Raw genomic sequence first — 12,157 nt, 5'->3', positions numbered from 1 at the left:
AGTCTTTCCAGCGGACTGCGATTCGGCGCTTCAGCCTCTGCACTCCGAAGAGAAAGACGTACCCTGCTCGACAAGCAGATCCGTTTCCCTTCTGCCCGGTCCCCAACACGTAGGAGCTATTAGTGCCCTCTTCAAGTACCGCCGTTCACAACATCGATGCGACAACTGCGGCGCTCCAGAAAGAACTTCCGCTGCTGGAGCAGCTTCAGCAGGATCTCGAGAAGGAGCTGGCCGCAGTTTCCGAACGCGTGCTCACAGTCCGCACGGCACTGACAGCTCTGCTGGCCCTGGTCGACACTCCCGCACCGCGCGCCGTGCAGGAGACGGAGACGGAGACGGAGCCGGAACCGGCCGCGGCGCAGAGCGAAGCCGCAGCCGAGCCTTCCCCGACGGTGACACCGGAGGAATCCGGTTCGGTGCCCGCGCCTCGCAAGGCTGCCAAGTCGGCCTCCACCGGCCGGCGCAAGTCCGCATCCAACGCCAGCGGGCGTAAGGGACGTCCCTCGACGAAGAAGCCCCGCGCCAAGGCTGCACAGACGACCGCTTCTGCGCCACAGGAACCCGGCGGCCTCACCGAGCAGGTGGCAGCCGTCCTCTCGCAATCGCCGGACAGCCCCATGCGCGCCCGTGACGTCGCGCAGGCACTCGGCCGCGATTCCTCCTCGAGCGCCATCAACACCGTTCGCAGCACACTCGACCGGCTCGTCGCCACCTCGCGGGCCGCCCGCGCCGGCCGCGGCCTCTACCAGGCCCCCGCCAGCTGACCGTTCACCGAGGTGTCAATGAATCTCAGTGATTCGCCCGTTGCCGGGCGCAGGCCCCCGCCCTACCAGGGCGGGGGCCTGCCACGTGCAGGGCGCCAACGAGCAGGGCAGCTCGGCGACGGCACAGTGCTCAGCCACGACCGCCCGGCCAGGCCTTCAACCTCTCCAGCGCCACCGACATCGCAGGCGGTGGCTGGTACAGCGCGGCACGCCGGGCCGAGAAGACGGTCGCGTTTTGGGGCAACAACGACGACCGTTTCGGCAACGGCCCCAACGCCGACAGCAGCGTTCCCGTAGAGGGAGCGATGCGCAGGACACCGTCCCGCACCTCCGTCAGCCGCGCAGAGCGGTCCAGCTGCTATCGTCCATGCCAGATCAGATATGTATCGAGGCACTGTTGGGGATGAGGATGCTGCTGACCACCGGGCAGGCCGCCTCCGAACTCGGCATGGCCATCACCACCTTCCGCCGCCTCGTCCACGCAGGCCTGCTGCCTGGCCTGTCCACCAGAGGCGTCCGCGTGATGATCCCTCTGGAAACGGTGCAGGCTCTGAGCAGCAGGCCCCTCGCACCACTCCACCGGCTCCCCGCACACGAGGTCGCAGTACTCCGCATGCGCGGAGCGGACCCCAGCCCTAGCGGCACCGCTCAGGGAACGGCAGGATTTTCCACCGTGCTGCTGGCCGACGACCTGCTGGCAAACCTCCGTGGCTGGTGGCGCTGCGACGCTGCCAGCGTGGCGGCAGGGGGAGTCCTCCCCGTCACTGTCGCCGGGTACGTCGTCGCGGTCCTCACCAACCTGCAGCGATGGGAGACCAGTGACACAGGGAGAAGTGCTTTTCCTGACGCCGTACTGGCCGGCCACGTCACCGATCTGACCCGGCCGACGATCCGCCTCACAGCACCGGACACAGAAAGCCGGACAGCCGCACAACTTCTCCTCGGCACACGGCTCGCCTCCGATTCCGGCGGGCCGATCGCATACGTCCGCACCCACAACCTCGACGTGACCCAGGGAAAATGATGGACGCCAAGGCCTACAACGCGATGCTCGCCGACCTGCGCAGGGACCGCGACCAGATCAAGAAGGCAACGGCCACTCTCGCTTCTCTCCAGGACGCCCGGGACAAGAAGATCCGCGCGCTCGCCGGATACGAGAAGGCCAACGCCGAACGCATCGCCCCCGCAGCAGGCCTGGGCCTGGCAGACATCGTCCGCATCGCTCCGGCCCTCACCCCAGCCAGCCTCGCGGATGACACCAGCCGCCCACCGACCGAGGAAGAGGCGGACCGCGGGCGTGACACCCAAACCGTCCAGGATCCCCGCAGAACCGAATCAGCCCCCACGGATCCGCAAGCCCCTGCCCAGGCAGACAGCCAGGAACCCACCCCACCCTCAGCACCCGAGGCCGGCCAGGCCCGTGAGCTGCCCTCCATCCCCCAGGGACCGCAGGGCGACGACTGGTTCACCCACACCCCGAACCTCGCCTCCACACACCCCAACTTCACCCAGCAGGCACGCTCGACCGTCTTCCTCGACACCACCACCGGGATCCTGGTCCATCGCGACCAGACGCTGCGCCTGACACTGCCCGACACGGCGGCCGCCACGATCCTCCAGGCCGTGTTTCACACGATCCCGGAAGGCACCGAGCGGATCTTCATCACCGCCGGGGACCCCTGGCACCACCAGGCCGATCAGCACCCGTTCCTCAAAGACGCCGTCGCGGCCTGGCTGAACGCCCCCATTCCCGGGTGGCGGACCGACACCGGCCGTGGCAAGGACCGCATGGCCGGCCACTTCATCCACCCCCGCAACCCCGTCGGCCGCTACCAGAGCGACAACGGCCAGTACCACGTGGAGATCCGTTCGGTAGGGGAGTGGTTCGACCCCGAAGGCGCCGACCCCACGGTCGTCCGCGACGCATTCGTGCATCTCTGGAAGGCCCTGCGCACCCACTGGAACGACGCGGTCCTGATGGGTTCCCCCTCCCAGACCGGCCGCGACCTGTGGACCCGCACCATCCCCACCCGCGGCCAGCACGCCGACGGCTACCCCGTCCTGTCCGAGGAACTCCGCGGCCTGCTGCACGCCACCGCCGGCCAGGGCCGCACCGAACTCATCACCCCGCCCCAGGTACCGGACAAGCTGCCCGCCCTGGCCGAGTACGACCGCACCTTCGCCTACGCCAAGCACACCTGGAAGTCGCCAGTCGGCACCCCCCGCCGCATCACCGCAGCCACCTTCGCCTCCTGGAGCGAGAAAGACCAGATCAAGGCCCTCTACGGCTGCGGCCACTGGCACGTGCGCGTCACCGTCCCAGACACCTGGAACCACGTCGGCATCCTCCCCGCCCCAGCCCCCGGCGACCGCGCCTGGCACTACCCCGCCAAGCCCGGCACCACCTTCACCACCTGGGCAGGCGGCCCGGAGATCCACACCGCCCTCACCAACCCCATCACTCCCTGGCACATCGAGATCATCGACGGTCTGCTGTGGGATGACGGCAAACCCCTGGACGACTGGTCGAAGAAACTCAAAGAAGCCTGGTCCTCCCTCGCCGCCCAGGCCGACCTCCACGGTGACCCCGCACAGCGCCACGCCGCCCGCCTCGCCTCCCGTGCCGTCCGCTCCCTCCTCCTCTACGGCATCGGCGCCTTCGCCCAGCGCCCTCGCATCGTCACCGGCACCACCCCCCGCACCATGGAACGCGACGTCCCCGCCGACGCCGAGATCATCGGCTTCACCGACGAACAGATCACCTGGCAGCGCCCCACCGGCTTCTCCCGCGACCCCAACGCCCACCCCGAATGGGCTGCCGCGATCTGGTCCGGCGCCCGCGCCGCCCTGCTCTCCCAGCGCCACCGCGACGACAACACCTACGCCGGAGCCCTCCACGCCCCGCCCGGCAGCGTCGTAGCCTTCCGCACCGACGCCATCTACCTCACCCAGCCCCAGGCCTGGCCCTACCGAGGCCAGCCCGGCGACTACCTGCACAAGGGCCACCTCGCCGGCCCGGTCGCCGCGCCCACCACCGAGGACGAACTCCTCGCCCTGCGCGACGCCGGCCGCGCCGCCCTGCAGCAGGCCCCCACCGCCACACCCAGGGAGGCATGATGCCCCCGCGTACCCGTCGTCCCGCACCGAACCCCCAGCGCAACGAGGCAGCCCAGCTCGCCGACCAGCTCCAGGCCGCAGGCTTCACCAAACGAGACATCGCCCGCATCATCGGCCGCGACCCCTCCCTCGTCTCCCAGTTCTACACACGCCACAAAGGCGCCGCCTTCGTCCCCGCCCTCACCCACGTCCTCACCGCCGTTCAGACCGCAGGCATCACCGACACCACCGAGCTCGCCGCCATCGCCGCCCCCCGTATCAGCCGCCGCACCACCACCTCCGGCACTCGCGCACGCGTCCGGACCAAAGCCGTCCTCATCACGCCCGCCGGAACGGGTACCGGCCGCGCCGGAGCCCAGGCCATCGCCTCCGGCTCCACCCGCCTGCGCAGCCTCATCGCCGAAGCCGCCCGCCGGAACCTGCGCCTCGCATTTACTGTCCGCCTACTCAAGACCGGATACGTCCACCCCTCCGGCAGCCGCACCGACTCACCCGGCATCCGCCGCGACGTCATCCAGCGAGCCGACCACACCGAAGAACGCTCCTACGGCTCCTCCTCCACCGGCGGATTCGACGCCCGTGACTTCGCCCACCGCACCGACCAAGCCGGGGGAGACGTCACCGCCGCCATCCACCAATGGCTCGTCGAAACAAGCCGCATCCACGCCGAAGCCCGCATCACCCACCTCGAAATCCGCACCTGGCGCCACACCTAACGAGCGCGTCCAGGCAGGCGGTGAGGCACCGATCGCGGCTCTGGGCAATGCTCGAGGCGGGGCGGAACGCCACTCGAGCAGGGAACGTCACCAGCCGCCGAATCACGGACGCCCCTCCCGGAAGTCGGCCACGGCTTCGCCCGAGCCGCACAGAAAGGGCCTGTCTCTGCCCTCCTCCAGGTGGCGTGCGTGAGCGAGACCGGGCTGTGCCAGGCTGGAGCCCAGAAAGGTGGTGCACATGAGCACCCTGCGCGTGAACGTCATGGCCTACGAGGCCCCATGCCAGCACTGCGCCAGACCCATGCCGTGGGTGTTCGGCCTCCTGCCCGCTCACCGGCCGCGCGCCGAGGAGTACACAACGACAGACTTCCCCGGCGCTGTCGGCGTCGCCCGCGCCATCCTCACCGCTGCGGCCACCGCAGGTCCTGTGCTCAACGACCGGCCCGCCTGGCAGAGCGGCCGCAGCTTCAACCCCAACACATGCGGCCACTGCGGACACCAGGCCGACTGGCACGCCCTCGACGCCATCACCGACCGCGCCTACTACGGCGGCTGGTTCATCGCTGCCGAAGGCCGCGTAGCCGTGGGGGAGTGGCGCGCCATTCGCGGACAAGGACAAGGCGTAGCCTGGCCGGCCCTGTGCGACCCCACTGACTTGTGAGGGCAAAACCGACACACAAGCCCTCTCAGCGCTCCAGACTCTGAACGACTGGACTCGGGCGCCAGCGTCCTCACCCGCGAGAGACCAGCGTCGTCTTGATTGCTGTCCGAAACGCTTGCCTCCGTCGGCTGCTCTATCGCGGCGGGCCCGGGCGTGCATTGTCAGAGCCGGCTGGCATCGTGCTCGTCATGAGCGCACCGCAGCCGTGTACGTCCACGGCGGATCACGGGCAGAGACCGCCACGCCCGGCCAACGGCCTGCCTCGCTGCGGACAACCGCGTCCCGCGGAGCCAGCTTGCACCTCAGACCGGCAGGTGCGCCCAGACGGCCTTGCCAGTGCCGTCGTCGAGAACGCTGCAGCCCCAGTCGTCACTGAGCGCTGTCACGATGCTCATGCCCCGGCCTGTGTCGGCCAGCAGATCCCCAGATCCGCCTCGGGGAAGCTGGGTGCTGGGATCGCTGACCGTGCACGTCACGGTCCGGCCGGTACAGCTCAGGCCCAGCCAGGCCGATCCCCTTGGATCACGCCCCTCTTCTTCGAGGGCGTGCTCAGCGGCGTTGGTCATCAGCTCCACGGCGACGAGCGTGGCATCGTCCGCGCACTGCTCCAGCCCCCACGAGGTCAGCGTCTCGTGGGCGAAGTGCCGTGCGCTGTACAGGCTGAGGCTGCTCGCCGTGAAGCGCCGTGCAGCGAAGCGGGGCACACCGAGCCCCTGAGTAAGCCCCCAGTCGAGGGGTCTAGGGCCATCAGGTTGGACATCCATGACGAGCTCCGTTCTGATGATCGGCCAGCGCCTACATCTTGAACCATGAACGTTCCAACTGCCGCCTTTCAGGCACTCGTTCGGGGGACTTCCCCGGCCGTACGCGACCGATAAGATCCTCAGCAACCCACCCCTCATGCAAATGCATATGGGATTGCACGCCCAAAAGCGACCGGCTGTGAGGCCCGAGCACAGCGGTCATCGAGACCATCTCGTGCGGTGGGGAGTCGTCATTGAACTGAGAAGGAGACAGAACCATGCAGTTCGACAACGGTGTCCCCTCGAATCAGATCCAGGGCGCGGTCTGGATCAAGAGTCAGGCCAGTTCGGCCGAGGGCAACTGCGTCGAAGCCGCCGTCCTCCCCGGCGGAGGGGTGGGGCTGCGTAACTCGCGCCACCCCGAGGGGCCGGCCCTCGTCTACACGACCGCGGAGGTACGGGCCTTCATCCAGGGAGCGAAGGCCGGTGAGTTCGACCACCTCGTCGGCTGAGGCGGGATTGTGTGACTAGTTCCGTCGGACATGCGGGTTCGTTTCTGGAAAACTGGCGAGCAAGAGCCGGTCGTCCACAGGAGCACGTATGTCCGACGGGCACGCGCGGAGCGAGACTCCGTTCGCCCAAGTCATCCCGGGGCAAGAGCCGCACACCAAGCCGGAAGCCGCTGCGCGACTTCTGGGCGACTATCTCCGCAACCTGCGGAAGCAACGCGGACTGACCCTCGCCGAGGTAGCGCCAGCCATCCGCGGATCCGAGTCCAAAATCAGCCGTCTCGAGCGCGGCGAGAGTCCCGCGAAAGAACGCGACGTCCATGACCTGGCCGCGTTCTACGGGCTCGAGGACCGACGCGAACTCGACAACCTTCTGCGCTACAGCCAAGACAGCACCTGGTACCAGAAGTACGCCGACGTCACTCCGAACTGGCTCAGACGTCTGATCGGCCTGGAAGGCTCTGCAAAGTCGATCCGCACCTACGAGAACAACGTCGTCCCCGGACTGCTGCAGACCCGCTCCTACGCACGGGCTGTCGTCGCCAGCGGTCTGCCCAATGCAGCACCGGCGGAGATCGACCTGCGTGTCGAAATGAGAGAGGAGCGCCAGAAGATGCTCCGGCAGCGGCAACACCGGCCGCAGGTGACCGTACTGCTCAACGAGGGAGTCCTGTGCCAGCCCACCGGCGGCCCCCAGGTCATGGTCGAGCAGCTCGAACACCTCAAGAGGGTCCAGGAGCTCGACCGCGTCAACGTGCTGATCCTCCCCTTCGACCGCGCAACTGGGGCCGCACCCAGTACCCCGATTACGCAGCTCACCTTCAGGGACGGCGGCCCTCAGGAGCTCATCTACGTCGAGCTGATCGACAGCGCGCTGTACATCAGCAGACCTGCTCAGGTCGCGCAGTACCGCTCAGTACTTAACACAGCGGCTCTGGCCGTGGCAGATCTGTCCGAGAGCCTGCAGATCATCGATGCCTACATCACGTACTACCGTGCTCGCGCGGCCAACCGCACGGTCACAAGCCGGCCCGGCCTACAGGTACACGAGCAACACCACCCCACTCGACACACCCCGCCGCCGGACCCTGGACGGTAGCCGGGCTGTCGGGCCAGGCGGCGACATCTACCAGCCCCGGCGGCAGAACGTCCATACCTTCGAGGAACGCACGAACCTGTTCTGCCTGGCGCACACGGCCCCAGTTCCCGCGCGTCTCCTCCCGCATCACCGCAGACACGGCCTCCTGGACTTCCGGTACCTCGCACACCAATTGGCTGACGGCGACGAAGCTCCCGCGGGGCAGCGCGCGCGCCACGTTCCGGACCAGGCCGGCGGGGTTGTCCCCGTCGGGCAGGCAATGCAGCACAGACACCAGAAGGACAGCGACGGGCTGCCGGAAGTCGATCAGCCGCTGCATGTCCCTATGGCCAAAGATGTGGTCGGTGAGGCGTAAGTCCGCATGCAGGAAGATGGTGTTGCTGTTCTCCTGCAGGGTCGTGCGGCCATACGCGAGCGCTGTGGGGTCCGCGTCCACGTACACCACGCGGGAGCGTGGATCGACTCGCTGAACCACCTGGTGCACGTTGTCATGGGTGGGCAGACCGGAACCGAGCTCGATGAACTGACGGACACCGTGTTCCTCGGCCAGTACGCGCACTGCGCGCTGCAGGAACCGTCTGCTGTCGCGCGCCGCCTGTCTGATCTCAGGTGCGATCCGCAGAACCCTCCTGCATGCCCGTTGGTCCGCCTCGTAGTTCTCCACGCCTCCCAGCAGCCAGTCGGACATGCGTGCCACGCTTGGTGTGGTGACGTCAATGGTGCGAGAAATCCGATTCTCTCCGTCGCTCATCAGACCCCCAAAAGCCGCGAGTAGCGCAAGAAAGCAATGCTAGTCGGCTTGTCCGGACGGTAGACAGGCCACGTTCGAGGGAACCGGTCGGCCTGGGAAGAGGATTTTCTCGCAGGGAGAGAAAACTATTTCAATGCGGTAGGGAGTATGTCCATGAGCCGCCGTGCGGAGTGCCATCGGACTGCTCTCGTGAATTCACGCATGGCATGTGCCAAATGAAAATTCGTGAACTCTGGCTGTCCGGGAGTGCAGGAACCATCCGCCCCGGCAGGACAGAGCGCGCCCGGCGACACCAGGAGAGCGAAGTAACCCGCGATGCCCCACGTTGCGGAACGAGCGGACACCCACGGCCCGCTCGCACAGCGCGCAGCCACGGACGGCATTGCCGGCGCACTACCTGCACCTCTCCGCCGCAACGGGGTGCGGCCGCTGCGGCGAGGCCCGAATCATCCGTGACTCCGCGCCGATCGGCCACCCTGCAGCGTCGTTCGAAGCCGCACCACCCGCCGGGGAACGGGGCCCTTCACCGCTGCTGCTAGAGGTCCGTGGCGACGGCGGGGAGTCCACCATGCGGGAAGATGTCGTGTGAGGCCAGGAAGGCATAGTGCAGCTCCTCCCACAGCGGACGAACCGCGGCAGGACGAGCGCCAAGCTGACGGACCAGCTGCGAGGTCAAGTGCCAGTCAGGAATGTGATGACCCGCCAGCACATCACGGACCACTGACGCCGACAGCGGTGTCTTCTGAGCAAGAAGGACAGGATCGGGGCAGTCGGCCGCCAGGTAGAGCCCCCTCAACGCGGCATGCAGGCGCGCGGCCGCCTCCGCCACCGGACGCCGAGTAGGCAGCGTGACACCCCGCGCCGCCTCCCACAGAAACCGAAGCTCCTGAGGATCACCCATGAAGATCGTCGCCAGCATGTGCACCACCGGCCATGAAGGAACTCTCTCGCCAGCAAGGATCCTGGACAGGTAAGGCGACGACATATCCGCCTCACGCGCCGCTTCCCCGATCGTCATGCCCGAACGCCGGTGCAGACTGCACAGGGCCGCGCTCAACCCGTGACGGGGCAGGCCCGAATGAGTCTCCGACGGCCCCACGCCCTCATGATCCAGACCGGGCCCCCATGACGCCCTGGTCCGCCCGTGCAACAGACGCTGCACGCGCGCCGCGCTCCATCTCAACCGCGCCGTTTCGGCCTGCACGCCCGCAGCCTGAGCCACCTCCTCCCACGAAATGCCGCCACCACGTGCATCCTTAACCGCCGCCGTGACGTAGCGGCCGATCTCTCGCTCGATGCGCCGGGCGCAGTCCAGCAAATCTGCCAGCGAAGACTGACGGTGCTCAAGTTCCACCAGCTGCACCGCCAGGACCTGCACGTTCTCGGCCAACCCGGCCCCCCAAGGAAGCGCAGCCGCGGGAGGCGGGGCCTTGCGGCCGTCCCGTTCCCGCTGAGCCCGTCGCCGGCACCGTTTGTCGCAGTACTGCTTACGCCGGCCCGGACCCGGCCGATGCGTGAAGCTCTCGCCGCAGAACCCGCAGCACCCCGAACCCTGAGTCCCGCTCACGCCTGAAAGTCCCTCCGCAGAAACAACCGAATCCCCTCTCGGGGAGACGAGTGAGACGCCCGACGCATCGCCGGGCGCGCGCCTGTACGCGAAGAGGTGCCCGACGCCGTACAGGCCGTCGGGCACCTCTCACGTCAGGACTCAGCGATGCGTGAACCGCAGGTGGCGGATGGTGGAGCGGCCGGCGATACCGGTCAGGCAGAGCAGGAAGGTCCCACCCCAGACGACCGGATCACCACCCGACAGGGCCATCCAGATCACGATGACCACCACGATGAGGATGCTCAGATTCACCTTTACATCCCAGGCACGAACCACGCCCGGGCGTGGATCGAGCCAGTTCCCAATGATAGTTTCACGATGCGCCGGGGGCGGCAGGTACCTGCCCCGGTTACGGTCGGACAACGGTCTTCCTTTCGTCTCGATCGGCACAGGCCCTGAGTGTGGAGTCAGCCACCTCGGGGCCTTTTGCATGCCTGATCGCTTGTAGAACACGAGCAACCTACAGGCACTCGCCTCCCGCCCCACGCCGCCTCATATCCCGTACCGAGAGACCTCTCTTCCACTGCAAGAAACTTGCACGTCCACTCGCGTGATTTACCGTCACCAAACCGCTCAGATTCGATCCGCCTTCAGTGATTGTCGATCGATTCATGTGTCTGCAGGGAGAAAGACGCACAGGACCCTCCCTCAAGACCTCATAAGTGCTATAGGCGTGACGCGTAAGCGATGTTCACCCAAACGGGTGATCCGATGCAAGAAGGGGCGAGGGGGCGCGAAGACATTCCGCTGCGCCGGGCGAAGCTGCCTGGAAGGCAGCGTGGTATCCGCGGCGCTGTCCCAGGAGCCCTGGACCGGAGGTTCACGGCTCCTGGGGAGAGGACGGGACGCGCGCACGGTCATCCCCACCCGATGAACACGAACACGGGCGGGGTGACAAGCCGGTCGTGGAGCCGAGGCGGCAGTAGCAGCCCACTCCCGGAACCCGTCGAAGACTGCGCAGTGCCGGCCTTGGCGCCCGTCCTCTCGTTCTGTTCCGGGTCCGGTTCCTCCTTGCTGGCTACCGCACTGATGAGCGCCAGCAGGAGCCCGGTGGAGCGGTTGCTCAGGACGTTCGCAGCCTCGGTGAGGCGGTGACGCTGGGCAAGAGGCAGGGAGAGCGCCACGCAGCGGGCCTGCCCGGGCATGGGCAGGGAGATCGCCGCGCACATCTCGCTGTCGGAGTACTCCAGGACGTCGAAGTGAGCACCAGTGGGGCCGTGCTTGTCGATTTTGTGGAACAGAGCCTTCTGGTCGGTGACGGTCCTGGATGTCAACGAGAACGGGCGCCAACGGGAGAGATGTTCCTTGCGGGCCTCCATCGTCAGCTGGGCCAGCAAGCTCTGGCCGACCGCACTGGCGTGCGCGGTCTGTTTGAACGGCACGTACTCATCGACCTTCGGAGTGTCATTGGCGAAAGAGGCATGGGTGACCGAGACCTCCCCGTCCTCGTAGGCGCTGACGTAGACCGCGGCTTCGGTGTCCTCACGCAGCCGGTCCAGAACCTGCTGCAGAACGTTCTCCCCGCGTCCGATGGCCTCGAGCAGCGGGCCAGCCGTGTAGGTGCCGTCGGGAAGAGCCGTGGTGAGGCTGTTCTCGCTGAGCCAGACCATCAGCTCGGCCGCCGCCCGGAGGGTGACACCGGCCGTGGCGGCGGCTTCGGCCTCGGTGACGGGGCAACGGGCGTCGCGGACCAGGTAGAGCACGTCCAGTACGCGCAGGGCCGACTCCCATTCTCGCGGCCCCTGCCCGGGCTCGGATGCAGGGGTGGACGATGTCCAGAGGCCTCGGGGCGGAGCCCACAACCTGCCGCTGCCGGACTCCTCCCACGGCCTTGTGGCCCTGGACCCCTCTGGCGCCGCATCCCCGGCCTGCGGTGTCACCCTGGCGTGTGGGAGATCGGCCTCCGCTGCCGGCGCTGCGGGCACCCGGCGGGGAAGGGGAATCGGGCAGTCGCTTGCATGATCTGCTACGTCTTCGCATGGCCTGCCATCCGCATCAGGTGCCGGCCAGCGCTCTACGCAGACCGAGGTCGGCTCGCCAGCTGCCGGACGCGTCCCACTCCCGTCCGGCACGGGGTGTGACGCCAACGCTGCGCTCGCAGAGGCCGGAGCACATCCCGCTGCCGACGGGGGGTGTTCACGAGTCGGCCCCATCAGGCACGACGCGGCGACTTAGAGATCTTTTCCCA

General features: G+C 67.6%; 12 protein-coding genes. 7 read left to right on the top strand and 5 right to left on the bottom strand.

Annotated features, from left to right (window positions below; genetic code table 11):
- Window positions 1-122: 122 nt before the first annotated feature.
- The 5 genes from IE237_RS05645 to IE237_RS05625 all read left to right on the top strand — a co-directional run bounded on the left by IE237_RS05645 (window position 123) and on the right by IE237_RS05625 (window position 5,258).
- Window positions 123-764: a hypothetical protein gene (locus IE237_RS05645; RefSeq protein ID WP_189800707.1), complete on the top strand. Its 642-nt coding sequence runs from the start codon at window positions 123-125 to the stop codon at window positions 762-764.
- A gap of 409 nt (window positions 765-1,173) precedes the next feature.
- Window positions 1,174-1,788, top strand: a complete 615-nt coding sequence (locus IE237_RS05640) for a helix-turn-helix domain-containing protein (RefSeq protein ID WP_189800706.1) — start codon at window positions 1,174-1,176, stop codon at window positions 1,786-1,788.
- The gene (locus IE237_RS05635; RefSeq protein WP_189801555.1) at window positions 1,788-3,881 is read left to right on the top strand and encodes a hypothetical protein; all 2,094 of its coding nucleotides are present in this window, start codon (window positions 1,788-1,790) and stop codon (window positions 3,879-3,881) included. The genes IE237_RS05640 and IE237_RS05635 overlap by 1 nt, the downstream gene beginning before the upstream one ends.
- Window positions 3,881-4,597 carry a helix-turn-helix domain containing protein gene (locus IE237_RS05630; protein WP_189801554.1) on the top strand — a complete coding sequence of 239 codons (717 nt, stop codon included), beginning with the start codon at window positions 3,881-3,883 and terminating at the stop codon, window positions 4,595-4,597. Before IE237_RS05635 ends, IE237_RS05630 begins: the two co-directional genes overlap by 1 nt.
- A gap of 238 nt (window positions 4,598-4,835) precedes the next feature.
- The gene (locus tag IE237_RS05625) at window positions 4,836-5,258 is read left to right on the top strand and encodes a hypothetical protein (protein WP_189800705.1); all 423 of its coding nucleotides are present in this window, start codon (window positions 4,836-4,838) and stop codon (window positions 5,256-5,258) included.
- Window positions 5,259-5,560: 302 nt separating this feature from the next.
- Here IE237_RS05625 and IE237_RS05620 read toward each other — a convergent pair whose 3' ends face one another.
- On the bottom strand, window positions 5,561-6,022 hold the full coding sequence (locus IE237_RS05620) for an ATP-binding protein (RefSeq protein WP_189800704.1): 462 nt from the start codon (window positions 6,020-6,022) through the stop codon (window positions 5,561-5,563).
- A gap of 257 nt (window positions 6,023-6,279) precedes the next feature.
- Here IE237_RS05620 and IE237_RS05615 point away from each other — a divergent pair, with 257 nt between their 5' ends.
- Entirely contained in the window at window positions 6,280-6,513 is a 234-nt protein-coding gene (locus IE237_RS05615) for a DUF397 domain-containing protein (RefSeq protein ID WP_189800703.1), read from the top strand.
- A gap of 88 nt (window positions 6,514-6,601) precedes the next feature.
- Window positions 6,602-7,609, top strand: a complete 1,008-nt coding sequence (locus tag IE237_RS05610) for a helix-turn-helix domain-containing protein (RefSeq protein ID WP_189800702.1) — start codon at window positions 6,602-6,604, stop codon at window positions 7,607-7,609.
- Here IE237_RS05610 and IE237_RS05605 read toward each other — a convergent pair.
- The 4 genes from IE237_RS05605 to IE237_RS05590 form a co-directional block, all read right to left on the bottom strand.
- The gene (locus tag IE237_RS05605; RefSeq protein ID WP_189800701.1) at window positions 7,530-8,360 is read right to left on the bottom strand and encodes an SAM-dependent methyltransferase; all 831 of its coding nucleotides are present in this window, start codon (window positions 8,358-8,360) and stop codon (window positions 7,530-7,532) included. The genes IE237_RS05610 and IE237_RS05605 overlap by 80 nt on opposite strands.
- A 535-nt stretch (window positions 8,361-8,895) precedes the next feature.
- Complete coding sequence (locus IE237_RS05600; protein ID WP_189800700.1) at window positions 8,896-9,750, bottom strand: helix-turn-helix domain-containing protein; 855 nt, start codon at window positions 9,748-9,750, stop codon at window positions 8,896-8,898.
- Between the two features lie 318 nt (window positions 9,751-10,068).
- Window positions 10,069-10,359, bottom strand: a complete 291-nt coding sequence (locus tag IE237_RS05595; RefSeq protein WP_189800699.1) for a hypothetical protein — start codon at window positions 10,357-10,359, stop codon at window positions 10,069-10,071.
- 467 nt (window positions 10,360-10,826) lie between these two features.
- Window positions 10,827-11,672, bottom strand: coding sequence for an IclR family transcriptional regulator domain-containing protein (locus tag IE237_RS05590; RefSeq protein ID WP_189800698.1), 846 nt, complete (start codon window positions 11,670-11,672; stop codon window positions 10,827-10,829).
- Window positions 11,673-12,157: the final 485 nt, after the last annotated feature.

Source organism: Streptomyces tanashiensis (assembly GCF_014648895.1).
Lineage (GTDB): Bacteria > Actinomycetota > Actinomycetes > Streptomycetales > Streptomycetaceae > Streptomyces > Streptomyces tanashiensis.
Note: the sequence above shows the minus strand (reverse complement) of the source record. Positions and strands in the feature narration are given on the sequence as shown.